At 60.1% G+C, this 17,688-nt stretch carries 19 protein-coding genes and 1 tRNA gene; 7 read left to right on the top strand and 13 right to left on the bottom strand.

Features of this window, described 5'->3' with window-relative positions:
* Window positions 1-10: 10 nt before the first annotated feature.
* Entirely contained in the window at window positions 11-1,384 is a 1,374-nt protein-coding gene (locus FHT82_RS09400; protein ID WP_183728876.1) for a glutamate--cysteine ligase, read from the top strand.
* A 93-nt stretch (window positions 1,385-1,477) separates the two neighbouring features.
* Window positions 1,478-2,368: a DUF937 domain-containing protein gene (locus FHT82_RS09395; RefSeq protein ID WP_183728873.1), complete on the top strand. Its 891-nt coding sequence runs from the start codon at window positions 1,478-1,480 to the stop codon at window positions 2,366-2,368.
* 86 nt (window positions 2,369-2,454) lie between these two features.
* Here the strand turns inward: FHT82_RS09395 and FHT82_RS09390 are convergent, their stop codons facing one another.
* The gene (locus FHT82_RS09390; protein ID WP_183728870.1) at window positions 2,455-2,754 is read right to left on the bottom strand and encodes a DUF1127 domain-containing protein; all 300 of its coding nucleotides are present in this window, start codon (window positions 2,752-2,754) and stop codon (window positions 2,455-2,457) included.
* A 207-nt stretch (window positions 2,755-2,961) separates the two neighbouring features.
* Between FHT82_RS09390 and FHT82_RS09385 the strand changes: the two genes are divergently transcribed.
* The gene (locus tag FHT82_RS09385; protein ID WP_210276698.1) at window positions 2,962-3,921 is read left to right on the top strand and encodes a LysR substrate-binding domain-containing protein; all 960 of its coding nucleotides are present in this window, start codon (window positions 2,962-2,964) and stop codon (window positions 3,919-3,921) included.
* A 7-nt stretch (window positions 3,922-3,928) separates the two neighbouring features.
* On the opposite strand, the gene FHT82_RS09380 is transcribed toward FHT82_RS09385, so the two are convergent.
* The 4 genes from FHT82_RS09380 to FHT82_RS09365 form a co-directional block, all read right to left on the bottom strand.
* The gene (locus FHT82_RS09380; RefSeq protein WP_183728865.1) at window positions 3,929-4,570 is read right to left on the bottom strand and encodes a TetR/AcrR family transcriptional regulator; all 642 of its coding nucleotides are present in this window, start codon (window positions 4,568-4,570) and stop codon (window positions 3,929-3,931) included.
* Between the two features lie 257 nt (window positions 4,571-4,827).
* Complete coding sequence (locus tag FHT82_RS09375; RefSeq protein WP_183728862.1) at window positions 4,828-5,703, bottom strand: dienelactone hydrolase family protein; 876 nt, start codon at window positions 5,701-5,703, stop codon at window positions 4,828-4,830.
* Window positions 5,704-5,808: 105 nt separating this feature from the next.
* Window positions 5,809-6,225, bottom strand: a complete 417-nt coding sequence (locus tag FHT82_RS09370; RefSeq protein ID WP_183728859.1) for an MAPEG family protein — start codon at window positions 6,223-6,225, stop codon at window positions 5,809-5,811.
* 101 nt (window positions 6,226-6,326) lie between these two features.
* Complete coding sequence (locus FHT82_RS09365; protein WP_183728856.1) at window positions 6,327-7,100, bottom strand: SDR family oxidoreductase; 774 nt, start codon at window positions 7,098-7,100, stop codon at window positions 6,327-6,329.
* Window positions 7,101-7,200: 100 nt separating this feature from the next.
* Between FHT82_RS09365 and FHT82_RS09360 the strand changes: the two genes are divergently transcribed.
* The gene (locus FHT82_RS09360; RefSeq protein ID WP_183728853.1) at window positions 7,201-8,115 is read left to right on the top strand and encodes a LysR family transcriptional regulator; all 915 of its coding nucleotides are present in this window, start codon (window positions 7,201-7,203) and stop codon (window positions 8,113-8,115) included.
* A gap of 4 nt (window positions 8,116-8,119) precedes the next feature.
* On the opposite strand, the gene FHT82_RS09355 is transcribed toward FHT82_RS09360, so the two are convergent.
* Both FHT82_RS09355 and guaB read right to left on the bottom strand, forming a co-directional pair.
* A complete protein-coding gene (locus FHT82_RS09355; RefSeq protein WP_183728850.1) occupies window positions 8,120-8,668 on the bottom strand; it encodes a hypothetical protein in 549 nt (182 codons plus the stop codon).
* Between the two features lie 2 nt (window positions 8,669-8,670).
* On the bottom strand, window positions 8,671-10,155 hold the full coding sequence (guaB, locus tag FHT82_RS09350; protein WP_183728847.1) for an IMP dehydrogenase: 1,485 nt from the start codon (window positions 10,153-10,155) through the stop codon (window positions 8,671-8,673).
* A gap of 545 nt (window positions 10,156-10,700) precedes the next feature.
* On the opposite strand from guaB, the gene FHT82_RS09345 reads away from it, so the two are divergent.
* The gene (locus FHT82_RS09345; protein WP_183728844.1) at window positions 10,701-12,122 is read left to right on the top strand and encodes a DHA2 family efflux MFS transporter permease subunit; all 1,422 of its coding nucleotides are present in this window, start codon (window positions 10,701-10,703) and stop codon (window positions 12,120-12,122) included.
* On the opposite strand, the gene FHT82_RS09340 is transcribed toward FHT82_RS09345, so the two are convergent.
* The 3 genes from FHT82_RS09340 to FHT82_RS09330 are packed head-to-tail and all read right to left on the bottom strand — an operon-like array spanning window position 12,115 to window position 14,847.
* Window positions 12,115-12,513: a VOC family protein gene (locus FHT82_RS09340; RefSeq protein ID WP_183728841.1), complete on the bottom strand. Its 399-nt coding sequence runs from the start codon at window positions 12,511-12,513 to the stop codon at window positions 12,115-12,117. The genes FHT82_RS09345 and FHT82_RS09340 overlap by 8 nt on opposite strands.
* A 58-nt stretch (window positions 12,514-12,571) precedes the next feature.
* Entirely contained in the window at window positions 12,572-13,291 is a 720-nt protein-coding gene (locus tag FHT82_RS09335) for an RlmE family RNA methyltransferase (protein WP_183728838.1), read from the bottom strand.
* A 2-nt stretch (window positions 13,292-13,293) separates the two neighbouring features.
* Window positions 13,294-14,847, bottom strand: coding sequence for an exopolyphosphatase (locus FHT82_RS09330; RefSeq protein WP_183728835.1), 1,554 nt, complete (start codon window positions 14,845-14,847; stop codon window positions 13,294-13,296).
* 246 nt (window positions 14,848-15,093) lie between these two features.
* Here FHT82_RS09330 and FHT82_RS09325 point away from each other — a divergent pair.
* Window positions 15,094-15,167: transfer RNA gene (locus FHT82_RS09325), tRNA-Gln, on the top strand.
* 9 nt (window positions 15,168-15,176) lie between these two features.
* On the opposite strand, the gene FHT82_RS09320 is transcribed toward FHT82_RS09325, so the two are convergent.
* Entirely contained in the window at window positions 15,177-15,494 is a 318-nt protein-coding gene (locus FHT82_RS09320) for a terminase small subunit (RefSeq protein ID WP_183728830.1), read from the bottom strand.
* Window positions 15,495-15,620: 126 nt separating this feature from the next.
* Here FHT82_RS09320 and FHT82_RS09315 point away from each other — a divergent pair, with 126 nt between their 5' ends.
* The gene (locus FHT82_RS09315) at window positions 15,621-16,022 is read left to right on the top strand and encodes a hypothetical protein (protein WP_183728827.1); all 402 of its coding nucleotides are present in this window, start codon (window positions 15,621-15,623) and stop codon (window positions 16,020-16,022) included.
* Window positions 16,023-16,326: 304 nt separating this feature from the next.
* On the opposite strand, the gene FHT82_RS09310 is transcribed toward FHT82_RS09315, so the two are convergent.
* Both FHT82_RS09310 and FHT82_RS09305 read right to left on the bottom strand, forming a co-directional pair.
* Window positions 16,327-16,548 (bottom strand): hypothetical protein, encoded by a 222-nt coding sequence (locus FHT82_RS09310; RefSeq protein ID WP_183728823.1) that lies wholly within the window; start codon window positions 16,546-16,548, stop codon window positions 16,327-16,329.
* Window positions 16,549-16,687: 139 nt separating this feature from the next.
* Complete coding sequence (locus FHT82_RS09305) at window positions 16,688-17,455, bottom strand: hypothetical protein (protein ID WP_183728820.1); 768 nt, start codon at window positions 17,453-17,455, stop codon at window positions 16,688-16,690.
* Window positions 17,456-17,688: the final 233 nt, after the last annotated feature.

Raw genomic sequence — 17,688 nt, 5'->3', positions numbered from 1 at the left:
AGGTACTTTCATGGCTCGCGATACTACCGACCAGACGCCGATCTCTTCGGTTCAAGAGCTGACCGATTACCTTGCTGCGGGCAACAAGCCGAGGGAGCGTTTCCGCATCGGCACCGAGCACGAGAAGTTTGTGTTCTTCCGCAAGGACAACAGCCCCGTTCCCTATTTCGGCGATGCCAGCATCTCGGCGCTCCTGAAGGGCCTGCAGGCCAAGAGCGGCTGGGAGCCGATCATGGACGGTGACAACATTATCGGCCTCGGAGAGCAGAACGGTATGGGCGCCATCTCGATCGAGCCCGGCGGCCAGTTCGAGCTTTCGGGCGCACCGCTCGAAAACATTCACCAGACCTGCAAGGAATCCAACCAGCATCTGGCGCAAGTGCGTGAGATCGCGGAGCCTATGGGCATCGGCTTCCTCGGCATCGGCGGCAGCCCGACATGGACCTATGCGGAAACTCCGCATATGCCGAAGTCGCGCTACGAGATCATGACCAGCTACATGCCCGAGGTCGGCACCCGCGGTCTCGACATGATGTACCGCACCTGCACGATCCAGGTGAACCTCGACTTCTCGTCGGAAGACGACATGCGCCGCAAGATGCGCGTGTCGATGAAGCTGCAGTCGCTGGCAACCGCGCTATTTGCCTCCTCACCCTTCACCGAAGGCAAGCCGAACGGCATGTTCTCTTGGCGCGGCGATGTCTGGCGCGACGTGGACAACCAGCGCAGCGGCCTTCTGGATTTCACGTTCCGCGACGATTTCGGTTTCAAGGATTATGCCGAATGGGCGCTCGACGTGCCCATGTATTTCGTCATGCGAGACGGCCACTATCACCGGGCGACCCATGTCACCTTCCGGCAGTTCATGAACGGCGCGCTGAAGGGCGAGATATCAGCCTATGAACCGACGATGGGCGACTGGACGAACCATCTTTCGACGCTCTTCCCCGATGTGCGCCTGAAGCGTTTCCTCGAAATGCGCGGTGCTGATGGCGGACCCTGGCGACGCATCTGTGCTCTGCCGGCCTTCTGGGTCGGGCTGCTCTATGATGACACCGCTCTTCAGGCTGCTGACGAACTGACGAAGGACTGGGGCTTCGACGAAGTGAATGTGCTGCGCAACGCGGTGCCGGAGGAAGGCCTCAAGGCCGAGTTCCGCGGTCATGCACTGATCGACACGGCGCGCGAAGCCGTCAATATTTCCCGGACCGGCCTCAAGGCGCGCAACAGACTGAACGGCGACGGCGTCGATGAAAGCATCTTTCTCCAGCCGCTCGACGAGGTTCTGGCCAAGAAGGCGACGCTCGCCGAAGACCTGCTGGCACTCTATCACGGTCGCTGGAACGGCTCAGTCGAACCAGTCTTCCAGGAATATCAATACTAAGAGGCAAGTACCGCTTCCAAAAAGCCGTTTGCGCAATCCCATTTCGAGCTATAGTGGCGCGAATATGCGCCGCTATCCGGGAAAGGGACTTTCATGCTGCCACTCTTCGATATGATGATGCAGGCGCAGAACGGGGCGGCGATGGATGCCGTTGCCAAGCAGTTCAACCTCGCGCAGGAACAGGCGACGAAGGCGATGGCCGCGCTGACGCCGGCCTTTTCCGCCGGCCTCAAGCGCAGCACCAGCAACCCCTATGATTTCGTGGGCCTGATGCAAGCGGTCGCGTCCGGCAATTATGCCAAATATTTCGAGGACATGAGCAAGGCCTTCACGCCCGAAGGCATTTCCGACGGGAACAACATCCTCTCCCAGCTCTTCGGCTCCAAGGAGGTCTCGCGCGCCGTTGCTGCGCAGGCGGCGCAGATGACCGGCATCGGCCAGGAAATCTACAAGCAGATGCTGCCCGTCATGGCCGGTACGCTGATGGGAGGGCTCTTCAAGCAATCGACCGGGCAGATGGCCTCGCCAGTCAACCCCTTCGTCAATACCGCCATGGGCGAAACAGTCCAGAAATGGCTTGAGAGCACCGGCTTTGCGCCGAAGCCGAAGACGGCACCCGAACCCAGCATTTTCGATAATCCGTTCACCCAGGCCATGCAGCTGATGTTCAGCGTGCCGAAACCGGCGCCCCAGGCGCAGCCCGTCAATCCATTCCTCGACAATCCTTTCGCCAAGGCATTCCAGGAAATGATGGCAGGGCTTCAGCAGCCGGCGGCAAAGGCTCCGGAACCGCCGAAAGAAGAACCGAAAGCCGAAAACGACAGCTATACCCAGATGCTGAACGCCATGTTCGACAGCGGTCTCGAGGTGCAGAAGAGCTATCAGAAGAGCCTCGAAGCGATCTTCGAAGCCTATCGGCCGAAACCCACACCCTCTCCCGAAGATCCCGCCCCCTCAGGCCCCTCTGCAACGGGCAAGAAATAAAAAAACCCGGAGACGGCTTGGGAAAGCCGATCACCGGGTTAAGCAGCAGGGCTATTGGCTATCACCCTGCGGGGAAACGCGTGCGTTCAGTCCCTGTAAGGGCGCATGACCGCAATCTGCCGGCGGCGCTTGGCCGCCTGCGTCAGATGCTCCGACGGATCTTCAAAGAAGGTCGAAGCGAGGAAGGCGGAGGTGACATCGGCCCGCGTCAGGCCGATATCCCGCAACTGATTGTCATCAAGGTCGTGCAGTCCATTCACCTGCGAGCGATTGCGCACAATGCGAAGAGCGGCTGCCAGTGGCGCGAAAGCGGCCATGAGACGCTGGGTAAACGTCGGGGCGAGCTTGCCGCAGTCGAGTTCTAGTGTCTGTTCATGAGTGCGCATCGAACTCTCCTTTCTTCGGGGCGCAGAACAGCCCGCCCCGCCTGCGAGGTCGTGCAGGAAAGGTGAAGCTGGTCACAGGCTGGACAGGCAGGGCGTCTGTCCTTCACTTTGCTTGATTTGCATCCCGAAGATGCCAAAGGACTATTGATCAGTCCAACGAATGTTTCTAATGATTAACATCAGAGATCTTTATGGATGGACAAGATCATGTCGGCGCCTCTTGATATCGACCAGTTGCAGACCTTCATCGCGATCGTGGATTCCGGCAGCTTCACCAAGGCCGCCGACAAGGTCTACAAGACACAGTCCGCCGTCTCCATGCAGATGCGGCGCCTGGAAGAGCGCATCGGCAAGCAGCTCTTCATCAAGGACGGCCGCGGCAACCGGCTGACGGTCGAAGGCGAAAAGCTGCTCAATTATGCGCGCCGCATCATCCGCCTGAACAATGAGGCGATCGCCGCCTTCGACGACAACAGGCTGGAAGGCACGCTGCGCATCGGCACGCCCGATGATTATGCCGACCGTTATATGCCCGAGATCATCGGCCGGTTCGCCAAGACGCATCCGAATGTCGAGCTCTATATCGTCTGCGAGCCCTCGGTCGACCTCGCCGAACGCATGCACAAGGGCGAACTCGATATCGCGCTCGTCACCCACAATCCGCGCGAGCGTATTTCGGATGTGGTGCGAACGGAACCGCTCTGCTGGGTGAGTTCGGCCAACCATCCGATCCGCGACGATGCACCGGTGCCGCTTGCCGTCGGCCGGCGCGACTGCCAGTGGCGGCAGCTCGCCTGCTCGGCGCTCGATGCTGTCGGCCGCGAGTATCAGATTCTGTTCACGAGCTGGTCCTGCACCGTGGTCGCTTCGGCCGTGCTCGCCGGCATGGCGGTTTCGGTCATGCCGGAATCGGCGCTTCGCACAGGCATGAAGGTGTTGAGCCAGGCAGACGGTTTCCCGGCGCTGCCGCCTGTGCAGATCGGCATCATGAAACGGCCGGGCGTTTCCCTGTCGCTGATGAATGCCATTACGGCACATATCACGGCCTGCCTCGACAACATCACGCCGACCGTCATCGAAGACAGCCTGGACCAGGATGTGAAGACCGGTCACGCTCGTCACTATCCGCGGCTGAAGGCTGCGGCCAGCATGATGCCCAGCTGGTAGGCAAGTCTTACGTTGCTGAAGCGGACGTCGGAGCAAATAGGGAGGCGCGGATGACGCACTTCCATTCCTCAAGGATGCGCTCGCCGAAACCATCTTCGCTCAAGACCGCAAGACGGATCGCAGCACCGATCAGGTGGCTGAAAAGGTACGTGCGTGCTTTCATCTGCTCATCGCAGAGTTCCGGCGAGAGGCGGCGCACGGCCTCCTGAAAGATCGCAGCAATCTGGCCGCTATGCTCGATGTTCAGGCGTAGGAGATCCTGATCGGTCTCCGTGCCCATCCAGACACCGAGATAGGCGGCATCGTTACGATATTCGGCATAGTACCAGTCGATCATCGTGGAGATGAGATCGAGCGCCTCGTCGAAGGACCGAACGTCCGCGAACATCTCGGCCGTCTTCTGCTGGATCGCCTGGGCGTGACGATCGAAGAGTGCTTTGACGATCGCCGCCTTTTCGGGAAAATATTGATAGACCGAGCCGATCGGGACCTTTGCTGCGGCCGCGAGTTCGGTCATCCGCATGGCGCTGACGCCCTTTTCGGCGATGATGGTGGCTGCGGCGTTCAGGATGAGATCCAGCCGCTGGATGCTGCGTTCCTGTTTCGGCTTCCTGCGAAGAGCAATACGATCCGAAATGTCCGCGCCCATGTGGTTCCCATCTGTCTCGTTATCGAGCGGCGGAAATGATGTGTCATACCGGCGCGTCGGGCCGATATGACATGCAGGTATTCATCCGTCGTAAAGGGAAATGGTCGGATTTTAAGCAATGGCAAGAGCTTATGGAAAACGGGGCGTTATGCCCCGTTTTTGGCCTGTGCAAAAGGCTTCTTAACACCTCATTCAGCAAGCAGGTTGAGCACCTGCCGGCCCGCCTTTGGGCCTTTTGGTACATTGCAGAAGGCGGGTCAGGCGAGGTTCTGTTTCAGGAACGCGACCGTTCGGCCCCAGGCGAGATCGGCTGCCGCCTTGTCATAGCGGGCAGCGGACGTGTCGTTGTTGAAGGCATGATTGGCGCCGTCATAGATGTAGATCTCAAATTTTTTACCATTCTCCTCCAGCGCCTTCTTATAGGCATCGATGCCGGCATTGATGCGGTCGTCGAGGCCAGCATAGTGGAGCAACAGGGCCGCCTCGATATTGGCGACTTCCGAGGCCGGTGGCTGCGCGCCGTAGTAGGCCACGCCTGCCTTCAACTCCGGCGATTTGACGGCGAGATTGTTGACCGCGCCGCCGCCCCAGCAAAAGCCGATCGCGCCAACATTGCCGTTCGTAGCCTCGAGCTTGGAAAGATAGACGACGGTCGCCTCGCCGTTTGCGACGGTCGTCGCGGCATCGAGCTTGCCGAACATGTCGCGCGCATGATCCTCATTCTCGGGCGTGCCGCCCTGCGGCGAGAGGAAGTCCGGAGCGAGCGCCACGAAGCCTTCCAGTGCCACGCGGCGAGCGACATCGCGGATATGCGGATTAAGGCCGCGGTTCTCATGGATGACGATGACGGCGCCGAGCTTGCCGGATGCATTCTTCGGCTGAACCAGATAGCCCTTCATGTCACCGCCGCTGCCGGGATAGGTGATATCCTGGCCGGTCAGACGATCGTCGTTTTCGGCGACAACCTCGGCGGCTGCCTTGTTGGCGGCCAAGAGCGGCGCGATTGCCGCTGCCGCGGTTGCCGAGCCGGCAAGCTTCGTCAGCTTGTCCATGAAGCTGCGGCGATCCAGCGTCAGATGCGTATATTCATCATAGGCGTTGATCATTGCCTGCGTAATGACGGTCTTTTCCATGACAGACCTCCTCTGTTCCCTACCCCATGCCCAATCGGCAAGAGGGAACATAGGTCAGCGCCCGATAACGGAGGAACAAAACTGTGTTACCGGGCTGTTATCCGGTCAGGAGAACATCATCCATCCGGCAAGCCAGGCCCACATGGCACCGAGCACAACGAAACCGGCGGCGAAGAGCGGGCTGCGGAAGCGCAAATCGTTGCTGGTGACATGCACATAGGCATGGGCATAGCGCAGGATGATGAACAGCCAGGCCAGCACGACGGCCACCAGATTATCCGCCTCGGTTATATAGAGAAGGATGCAGCAGGCATAGAAGAGCACCGGCAACTCGAACTGATTGGCGAGGCTGTTCTTGACGAAAAGGCATTCGGGCGGTTCGTCGCGGTTCTCGCGATAGCCGGATTTCTTCATCCGGCCTTCCCGAACCGCCTTGCCGCGGCGCAGGCCAAGCAGCCCGTAGAGGATATAGACCAGCAGGACGTGGGCAAGCAGAGGCCAGAACATCTCAAAGCCAGTCATCAATCATTCCCTTCGTTTCGGCGACTGCGGGAGCAGTAGCGGAAAGACCGGGCGGATGCCAGAGCCAGGACGGCCCGCTATGGAGCGGGCCGTCTTCAGGGTCAGACCTGGGCGATGCCACCATCGACGAAGATTTCGGCGCCGGTGATGAAGCTCGAATCTTCCGACGCGAGGAACAGGGCCGTTGCAGCGATTTCTTCCGGGCGACCGACGCGGCCCATCGGAACCTGCGATGCCATATAATCCAGCAGCCCCTGCTGCTGCGCCTTATCCTGGCCTGCAAGCTCGACGAGACCGGTGGTTTCCGTCGGGCCGGGGCTCAGAGTGTTGATGCGGATGTCGCGATCCTTCAAATCGAGGATCCAGTTGCGGGAGAAGTTGCGAATTGCTGCCTTCGAAGCGGCATAGATGCTGAAGGCCGGCGTGCCTGATGCGCCCGCCGTGGAGCCCGTCAGGATGACCGAGGCACCTTGGCTCAGGAGCGGCAGAGCCTTCTGCACGGTAAAGAGCACGCCCTTCACATTGCGGCCGAAGGTATCGTCATATTGTTCTTCGGTGATGGCGCCGAGCGGCGCAAACGAGCCGCCACCAGCATTGACGAAGAGCACGTCGATGCGGCCTGCTTCAGCCTTCACCTCATCATAGAGGCGGTCGAGATCGGCAAGCTTTGCCGAGTCCGCCTGGATGCCGATGACGTTTCCGCCGATTTCGGCGACTGCCGCGTCCAGCACATCCTTGCGGCGGCCGGTGATGAAGAGCCGGGCGCCTTCGGCTGCGAAGCGCTTTGCGGTGGCAAGGCCGATGCCCGAAGTGGCACCGGTGATAACCGCGATCTTTCCATTCAGTCTATGTGTCCCGTTCACTGCCTGGCTCATTGTCGTCGTCTCCTGTTGTGTTCGACTGAACCGAAGATGTGGACGGGCCTTTCGTTTCTGAATAGAAAGAAATGAAAGGTATCATTGCAGGAATGAAACGATGAGCTTTCCGGATTTCGAGGGTCTCGCCATGTTCGCCAAGGTGGCGGAGGAGCGCTCCTTCGCCCGGGCGGCCAAGACGCTCGGCGTTTCCGTGCCGACGGTATCGCGGGCGGTCAGCCGGCTGGAAGACCGGCTTGGCGCGCGGCTCTTCAATCGCACGTCGCGGCAGCTGGCTCTCACCGATTTCGGGCTGCGGCTCGTCGACCGCGCGCAGCGCATCTATGCGGAGGCGGAAGCGGCCGAGAATGCGGCCCGCGAACTTTCCACCCAGCCGCGCGGGCTGATCCGTCTTGCCGTTCCCATGGTTTTCGGGCGGCAGTGGCTGGCGCCGATCCTGCCTGACTTCTTCGAACTCTATCCCGAAGTTTCGATCGACCTGCATATGAGCGATGCGGTCGTCGACCTTGTGGGCGACGGCTTCGATGCGGCGCTGCGCATCGCGGTGCTGCCGGATTCCTCGCTCGTGGCGAAGAAGCTGGCACCGGTCGCACCCTTCATTCTCGCCGCCCCCTCCTATCTCGAGAAATACGGTTGCCCCCAACACCCGCGAGACCTCGCGGCACACCACTGCCTCGGCTATGCCTACCGGCCGCGGCAGGATATCTGGCGCTTCGGCAACAAAGCGGGGGAAGAGGAGGTCATCGTGCCGGCCGGGCCGCTGCGGGCGACCAATTCGGAGGCGCTGATCCCGATGGCATTGCGCGGCCTCGGTATCGTCGAACTGCCGGAATTCATGGCCCACGAGTACCTTGCCGACGGACGCCTCAAAGCAATCCTGACCGACTGGAGCCTGCCGAAGGGCGCGCTTTATTTCGTAACGCCAACGGCGCGTGCCCGGCCGGCGAAGGTGGAAGCACTCGGGGACTTCTTCTCGGCGAGGCTTTCGCACCCGGCATGGCGCTGGCCACAGTAAGCGCTCAGTCCTCGCGCGTTTGATGAAGAATTGCGCCTCGTAGGATGAGGATGGCGCAGACGGCGAGACTTGCGAATTTCAGCTTCGTCATCCACGGCAGGATCTGCGCGGCAAATCCTGCCGCACTGCTGTCGCTGAAGGCGACGAGGCTCGACAGGTTTTCGGCATAATCGGCAAAGCCATAGATGAAAGGCAGGACATAGGTAATCCGACCGAGCAGGCGGGGAGCCTGCCTGCCGCGCCATGTCTCGATCGGCCCGAGCCGCAGGAAAATCAAAAGAAGAAGTGCGGTCAGCAGAGCCGGAAAGATGAGTTCCGGGCCGAAATACATGGCCCGGAGAATGCGGCTTGCCGTCTCGTTCTGATCGAGCAGCGCCTGCATGTGAAAGACGGCAGACTCGTCATAGCCTGCGAAATAGGTATCGAGTACCGCCTGCCCGGTCTCGTGTTCGAAAGGCATGGTGAAACCGAAGGTGGTCCAGCCGATTACGACGAGGCAGAGGGCTGCGAGCAGCGCGATGATCCACAGCGGAATCGAGCTGCCCGCCTTCATGATCAGACGCCGACGCCCGGATAGTTCGGGCTTTCGCGCGTGATGGTCACGTCATGTGGATGGCTTTCGCGCAGGCCGGCACCAGAGATGCGCACGAAGGTGGCGCGCTCCTGGAACTCCTTGATATCCTTGCCGCCGACATAACCCATGGCAGCCTTGAGGCCGCCTGCGAGCTGGTGCAGGACGCCGGATACCGGACCCTTGTATGGCACCTGACCTTCGATGCCTTCAGGCACGAGCTTCAGCGTATCGCGCACTTCAGCCTGGAAGTAGCGGTCTGCCGAACCGCGCGCCATGGCGCCAACGGAACCCATGCCGCGATAGGCTTTGAAAGAGCGGCCCTGATAGAGATAGACCTCGCCCGGGCTTTCATCGGTACCTGCCAGCAGCGAGCCGACCATGACGGCTGAAGCGCCGGATGCGATGGCCTTGGCCACGTCGCCCGAGAACTTGATGCCGCCATCGGCGATGACAGGAATATCCTGATCCCGCGCGGCCTCAACTGCCGACATGATGGCAGCAAGCTGCGGAACGCCGACACCGGCGACGATACGCGTCGTGCAGATCGAACCTGGACCGATCCCGACCTTGACGGCGTCAGCACCGGCATCGATCAGCGCCTTGGTGCCGTCGCCCGTCGCGACGTTGCCGGCCATGATGCGAACGGAGTTGGAGAGCTTCTTGACGCGGGCGACCGCTTCCAGAACGCGAGCCGAGTGGCCGTGTGCGGTATCGACGACAAGCAGATCGACGCCGGCATCGATCAACCGTTCGGCACGCTCGAAACCGTCGTCACCGACACCGACGGCAGCAGCGGCACGCAGGCGACCCTGCGCATCCTTGGAGGCGTTCGGGTTGAGCTGCGCCTTTTCGATGTCCTTGACGGTGATGAGACCGACGCAGCGGCCCTCACCATCGACCACCAGCAGCTTCTCGATGCGGTGAGAGTGCAGCAGGCGCTTGGCTTCCTGCTGGTCGACGCTTTCCTTGACCGTCACGAGATTCTCGCGGGTCATGAGCTCGTAGATCTTCTGCGTCGGATCGGATGCGAAGCGGACGTCGCGATTGGTGAGAATGCCGACGAGCCGGCCGGATTTTTCGACGACCGGAATGCCGGAGATGCCGTGCATCTTCATCAGCGCCAAGGCGTCGGCGAGCGTTGCGTCCGGACCGATCGTCACCGGATTGATGACCATGCCGCTTTCAAACTTCTTGACCTGGCGGACCTGCTCGGCCTGCTCGATCGGTGTCAGGTTCTTGTGAATGACGCCAAGGCCACCCGCTTGTGCCATGGCGATCGCCAGACGGCCCTCAGTCACCGTATCCATAGCAGCTGATATGATCGGGATATTCAGCTCGAAGTCGGGTGCGAGACGCGTTGCAACACTCGTCTGACCTGGCAGGACTTCGGAATGACCGGGTTGCAGCAGCACGTCATCGAAGGTGAGTGCGTCCAGTCCGGTCGGCGTTTCTATGATGCGAGCCATGGCCAAATTCCTTCAAGAAAGAAAAATGCGACCCACCCGGTACGAATCGTCCGCACCGGCGGTGTGCATGAGTTTATGGAAGTTGGCGAGGGCTGGTAACACGTCTATGACAGGAAGGAAATAGCAAAAAGGCCCGGCATGCGGCCGTGCTCGGTATAGGAGCCATGCGCATGGCTCAAATGTCGAACCGGTAGGATGAGTGGTTTGCCGTGTCGCCGCCGGTGACCAGCCGCTTGTCGTCGAATTCGACGCAGCCGGATTTCTTGCCTCGGCCGGGTAAGCATATTTCAATCTTGAGCGGCAAAAGTATCGGGCAAGCCGTCTCACTCAGTCGTGATCCAAACGTCTATAGCATCGGCCCGAAAATCGAAATCGATTTTCGGAAGCCTGATGCGTAGATTCAAAGAGTTAGAGCGTCCTTTGTGCGTCCAAATGGACGCACGGCGCTCTAATGGAACCCGATTGGGGGATTGGCAGAGCCTGTAACTGGGACTACACAGCACGGGCTTCCCAAGCCCCATCCGCATCCATCAAGGCATTCGCCTATGAATCGCATTGTCCCGCTGATCCTTGCCGTCGCCCTCTTCATGGAACAGATGGACTCGACCGTGATCGCGACGGCCCTGCCGGCGATTGCGGCCGATCTGCATGTCGGGCCGATCACTCTGAAACTGGCGCTCACGTCCTACATGGTGGCGCTCGCAGTGTTCATTCCGATCAGTGGCTGGATGGCGGACCGCTTCGGCGCCAAGAATATCTTCCGGCTTGCAATCTGCGTCTTCGTCGTCGGCTCTATCTTCTGCGCCTTCTCATCCAATCTCATCGAATTCGTCTTCGCACGTTTCCTGCAGGGCATGGGCGGCGCGATGATGACGCCCGTCGGACGTCTCGTGCTGGTGCGAACGACGCAGAAGAGCGAACTCGTCTCGGCCATGGCGCTCTTGACGATCCCGGCCCTTGTCGGCCCGCTTGCCGGCCCACCGCTTGGCGGCTTCATCACCACCTATTTCAGCTGGCACTGGATCTTCCTGATCAACGTGCCGGTCGGCGTCGCCGGCGTATGGCTCGCGACGATCTATCTGCCGGAAATAGAGGCGACAGCCCCGCCGAAACTCGATTTCAACGGCTTTATCCTGACGAGCCTGGCGGCGGCCGGCGTCGTCTTCGGCCTCTCGGTCGTCAGCCTTCCGGCCCTGCCGCCGATCATCGGCATTGCGGCCACCGCCATCGGCATCCTCTGCGGCGTGCTCTATGTGCGCCACGCCAGGCGCTACCCGACGCCGATCCTCGATCTCAACCTGTTCAAGAATTCGACCTTCCGGGCCTCGACGAGCGGCGGCACGCTGTTTCGCATCTGTGTCGGAGCCATGCCGTTTCTGACGCCGCTGATGCTGCAACTCGGATTTGGCCTTACGCCTTTTCAATCAGGCCTCATTACGTTTGCCGGCGCGATCGGCGCGATCACAACGAAGTTCATCGCGCGGCGCGTCTATAAGGCGATCGGCTTCCGCACCACGCTTCTCTGCGCCGGTGCGGTGACGACGGTCGTCACCGCCGTGACCGGCCTCTTCACGCCGGAGACGCCACATCTTGTCATCATCGGCGTGCTGCTGCTTGGCGGCTTTTCCCGCTCCTTCATGTTCACCGGCGTCAATGCGCTGGCCTTTGCGGATATCGACGATGCGCAGGCAAGCCAGGCGACCTCCATGGCCTCGGTGATGCAGCAGATCAGCCTGGCGCTCGGTGTTGCGCTTGCCGCCTCGATCCTGGAAACCTCGATCTATTTCCGCGGAGCCGAGCTGCAGGTCATCGACTTCCACATCGCTTTCTTCGTCATCGCTGGGCTGACTGTCATCGCCACCATTCCCTTTGTCCGCATGGCCAAGGACGCGGGGGCTTCCGTGTCCGGCCACCGCGTCAAGCGCGTGCCGCCGACGATCAACGCCGAGCAGCAGCCGGTCAAGTAAAGGGCGGCTCTTCGGCCTTCTCGCAGACGGCGCATAGCTTGTTGCCGTCGAGATCTCTGACATAGGCTGCGTAGAAATGCGCGTGATAGGAGCGCAGCCCCGGCTTGCCTTCATCGACAGCGCCGGCCGCAATCGCCGCTGCATGGAAGGCATCGACCGCCGCTCGCGTTTCCGCCTCAAAGGCGACCATGGAGCCGTTGCCATTCATCGCCCGGCGCCTGTTGAACGGGGTTACGACCCAGAAGCGGCAGCGCGTATCGCCATCGGCGGCATAGCCGATCTCCTCCTCCGAATAGCGCTGGCGCCGATAGCCGAGCACCGGCAGAACGGCATCATAGAAATGCCGGGCGCGATAGAGATCGTTGGTTCCGAGTGTAACGTAAAGAAGCATGGGATCGATGGTATCCAGTCGTCCTGGGAAATCATCATCCGCAGGACCGACCCAAAGATCAAGCGTCCTCGGGCTCCGCCTCGGCCTTGCGGCCTTTGAAACCCTTCGCGAGCAGAAACATCTCCACCGATTCGGCGCGCGAGGAAGCCGGCTTGACGTGGACGACCTGACGGAAGTGCTGCTTGAGCATGGCGAGCAGATCCCGCTCGGTGCCGCCCTGGAAGGTCTTGGCCAGGAAATGCCCGCCCTCGCCCAGCACTTCGACGGCGAAATGGGCGGCCACCTCGCAGAGATGCATGGTGCGCAGATGGTCGGTGCGATGATGACCGGTCGTGGGGGCGGCCATATCGGAAATCACCAGATCCGGCGTGCCGCCGACGGCCTCCATCAGCTTTTCCGGGGCCTCGGGATCGAGGAAGTCGAGCTGCAGCACCTTGACGCCCGGCAGCGGCGCCATCTCCAGAAAGTCGATCGCGGCGACGCGGATATCCTCGTCCGTCGACCCCGTTACCTTCGCGGCGATCTGCGACCAGCTGCCGGGTGCGGCACCCAGGTCGATGATGCGCCTTGCACCCTTGAGGATATGGTACTTCTCATCGATCTCCAGCAGCTTGAAGGCCGCGCGGGCACGATAACCTTCGAGCTGGGCGCGCTGCACATAGGGATCGTTGATATGGCGCTCCAGCCACTGGCGCGAGGAGGCCTTCAGTTTCTTTTTCTTGACGCGCTGGCCGAGCTTACGGCCGGTGCGGTTTCCCGCAATCGTTGGCTTGGTCATGCCTACCCCTTGTTTCCCCGCTGGCCGCGGCGATTGCGATGCCGCCGCCAGACGCCGTCATCGGCCATCATGTCGGTGAGCAGGCCTTCCCTCAAGCCGCGATCGGCGACGCGCATGCGCGGGCTTGGCCAGCGGCGGCGGATTGCCTCCAGAATGGCGCAGCCCGCCAGCACCAGGTCGGCGCGATCCGGTCCGATGCAGGGATTGGCGGCGCGGCTTTCGAAATTCCAGGAGAGAAGCTTCGCCTGCATGGCGGAGACTTCATCATCCGACAGCCATATGCCATCGACCTTGCGGCGGTCGTAACGCGGCAGATCGAGATGCACGCCGGCAAGCGTCGTTACCGTGCCTGACGTGCCGATCAGATGAAAATCGCCATCCTCGGCAATCTCGATTTCAGGGCAATCGAAACTAGACAACATGCCCGCGACTTCGCTCACCATGCCCTCGAAAACCTCCGGGGTCACATCGCGGCCGCCGTGGCGCTCCGACAAGGTGACCACACCGACGGGCAATGAGGTCCAGTGCGTGATGTGATTGGCAAGACGCGCGAAACGGCTATCGCCGATGCGGATGACGGCAATTTCCGAGGAACCGCCGCCGATATCGAAGAGGACGACGGAGCGCGTCTCGCGGCCGACCAGCGAAGAGCAGCCGGAAACGGCAAGTCGCGCCTCGGTTTCGCGATCGATGATTTCGAGCTCCAGCCCGGTCTCGGCCACGACCCGCTTCAGGAATTCCTCGCCATTGGCCGCCTGACGGCAGGCCTCGGTCGCAATCAGCCGCATGCGGCGGATATCACGGTTCCGGAGCTTGGAGGCACAGATTCTGAGCGCATCGACCGCCCTTTCCATCGCCTCGTCCGACAGCCTGCCGCTGGCGGCAAGCCCTTCGCCAAGACGCACGATACGGGAAAAGGCATCGACGACACGAAACTGGCCGGGGCGCGTCGGTTGGGCGATCAGCAGGCGGCAATTGTTGGTGCCGAGATCGAGCGCGGCATAGAACTCATCCGACCAAGGGTGTTCACTCCCTGCCCGCTCCTCCTCATGCCCGGCCTGGCGGTTCCTGCGATTTGCCGCTTCGGCGTCTTGCGCTTGCTGCGGGACCGAACGCGGAGCCGTATCGGCACGATGTTCGGGCCTGGCGGATGGTGGCGACTGGACGGGGGCAAGCGGCCTGCCCTGCAGACCTCGCTTGTTGCGATGCTTGCGCCGGTTGCGGCGGCTGGCGGGCGAATCGCCGTCCGGACGCGACACTTGAACACGATCACCGATCTGAACGGCAGCCTGAGACTGCGCGGCAATATCCGTCTGTGATGAACCATGTCCCCCACGCCGGCGGCGTTTCCGCTTGCGGGCCGGGCTTTCCGTGTCTTCCTTCGGGCGCGCTGCCTCGCCGGCATGGCCGGAGAGATCATGCGAAGCGGGATGGGCGGCGCTGCGGGATTGCCCGCCTCGCTTGCCCTTGCGGCGCCTGGACTTCTTGCCGTCCTTGCGCCCTGCCGCCGACGCCCCGTCAAATTGCGGCCTTGCGCCGCCTTCGGGGTCTTCCACGTTCTTTTTCCATCGCGCCGCGCAAGTCCAGAAAGGTATGCAGCAGGCGCTCATTTGATTTTTGCGTTGCGGCGAGAATATCAGCGACCGGCGAAATCACCAAATTCTTTTTGATTCCACATTTTAAGTCTGAAATTTTCACCCGGATCGGAAGGGTCGAATTTTTTCAAAACGGGTATTTGCAATCCGCCAGCTTTTGTTTATAAGCGCCGCACACCAGCCGAGCCAAGTTGGGTTCGCAGCTGCTGGGGAATAGTTCAATGGTAGAACAGCGGACTCTGACTCCGTCGATCTTGGTTCGAATCCAGGTTCCCCAGCCAAACACTTTGCTACATAGAAATCAATAGATTAAGCGCCTGATCGAGATGGGTGAAATCTTCTCGCGCTCGGTATCCATCCCATCTGCGGCGGACGATATCGAGGAAGATGCAGAGACCCGAAATGGTCATGGCACGCGTCTTCGGCAGCTCTTTCACAATGACCTTGCCACCGGATGCGAACGCTTTCGTCTCATAGAGCGGGTTGGCTTCGACCCATGCGAAATATTCGACCGATGCATTCCAGAGAATGTCGGGGCTCGTGAACATCAGCTTATCACCGTGGCTGCTGCGAACCATCCAGAACTTGTTTCCCTTTGGGGCTGCCATTGGTCACCTTTGCCGGTCTGAGCGGCTGCGAATTTCGATTATGGGTTGCATTTCTCACTTGGCGGAGCGACCTTCTTATGCCGTGCATTTTTCAGGCTTGGCATTGGCTACACAAGGAGGCGATTGATGGAACAAGCAGAACGCTTTCGAGCTCTTGAAGGCGCAGCGATGGAGGCTGCGGGCCAGGGATTGAAGGCCCTCTTGCTTTTGAATGGTGGAGCTTGTGTAGCGTTACTCGCCTTCGTTGCGGGAACGGCAACCAGCTCCAGCCTGCAGAAGGAGTTTATACCGCTCGTCACAGTAACGGCTCATTCGCTGATATGGTTTGCAAGCGGAGCCGGCTTCGCCGTGTTTGCGTGCATTCTCGCGTACCTCACGAACCAAGCCTATGCGAACCATTTGATCACTCCCGAAAAGTCAAAATGGAGGACAGGAACCTGGTTCAACGTGGCGGGGCTTTTTACTGCTTTCATCTCGCTAGGCTGTTTCGCGGTAGGCGTAGGAGCGATTGCACTCGCTCTGCCGTGAAAAGCCAGGTCACAGTGCCCGCCAGATCCCTACACTGGCGGCTGATCCGACTGGCATCCGGACGGAGCGACCGAAACGCCGAGCGCGACGGAGAGGGCCGCGAGTATCCAGAGGGTGACGATGATCACCAGCTTACTCAAAAGAAACCATCTCGCTCTTCAAAAAGAAAACCCGCCTTGGCGAACCGGGCGGGCTGTGATGGTCGGGAACCCTTGCCGGGAAGGCCAAGGATCATTTTACCCTATCGAGCCAATGTGTCCCGGTTCCTACTGAGGCAGAGGCGGTACGCCTCGGCGTGAGCTGCTTACATCATGCCCGAATAGTCTACGTAGATTTCTCCGACCTCTTCGCCGTTCTCGTCTTTCACCGGATGAAAACCGTCTTCGAATTCATCCTTTTCGAGACGTTCTGCCAAAGATCGAAGCACCGCGGCTGCGCGCTTGTTCACAAGGGCTGGTATTGGCCCGGTGAAATTCAATTCAACATCACACTTTAGGACCGTGACCATTTCGTCGTTGTCATTCATGAGCATCCCCCTCTGTTCCTTTCGGAAAACATATAAGAGGCGAGACGCACAAACGACAATCGCACATCGCTCAATTTATGCCGCACCCCGGTCATCCGATGTTCGGGTTGCCTTCGTGGCGAACAGTGGCCCTGGCCCCTCAAGGGCCGATCGTTAGCGGAACTGGCCCGTCTCCTGCTGCCTTGCCATTGGCCTCGCAAGTGAGGACCGCCTCCCATTTGGAAGTTATTTTACTTTTATTCTGCAAATCTTTGGGAAGTAGCAGCCCGAATTCATAGTAGTTCTTCCAGGTCCCAGCCGGAAGGTCGATAGAATTGTAGGTCTCTTTGCTGTCGCCGCTAGGATAATAGACTCGAATTTTACAGCTTCCTAGGCTCGGAACTGTGTTCTTTTGGATCAACACGCGCAGTTGTGCGAGAGTAAATTTCGCCAACTCGACGGGATCGATCAGCACAAATCTGTCAGCCGGCCGACTTTTGCGCCCCTCGATTGCCAAAGCCAGTAATTGATTCAACCCAAACCCTTCTTCCGATCGGCCTAGATGTCTCTGTATAACCACAGCTGCCAGATCGTCTACCTCGGCAAATTTGCCATGGTTCAACCGATCCCCTTGTGCGACTTGTTGGAGATCAATAAAAATTTGGCCTTCACCGAGCTCGACATCCTCGCCATTCTGGAAGCCTGCAGGCATTGTTGCAGAAAAGTCTATTCCGGGAACTTCATCCGGGATCGGGATGCTTGGCGAACTAAATATTAGGCGCGATTGCAGCAGCTTTACGTCTGCACCAGAAGATGAGAAAAGCTTATCGATCGTCTCCTTGATCGTACCTACATTTGTGATGACAGTGGTCACAAATACTAGGACCGCGACAATGCCGCCTGAAATTACGCTGACTTTCCCCCACATGGCCCCCACCGATCAAAGCTTGCGGCCAGATAAGGCTCTCATGCTCCGGTAGAGTGCGCAAGCCCAGAGTTGTGGGAGGGTCAGGGGGCTGAATCTATGCCGCGCCCGGATTGTCCGGTGTTCGAATTCTCGACGAGAAGGGTCGATTGCGGCTTCACCGCTCGGCCCGCTCAATAAGTTGCCGGCGGCGTTCGTTGCACCAGTGAGCGTGGGCGAGTGTGTCGGCTCTTATC

This window comes from Rhizobium sp. BK275 (assembly GCF_014193555.1).
GTDB lineage: Bacteria > Pseudomonadota > Alphaproteobacteria > Rhizobiales > Rhizobiaceae > Rhizobium.
Note: the sequence above shows the minus strand (reverse complement) of the source record. Positions and strands in the feature narration are given on the sequence as shown.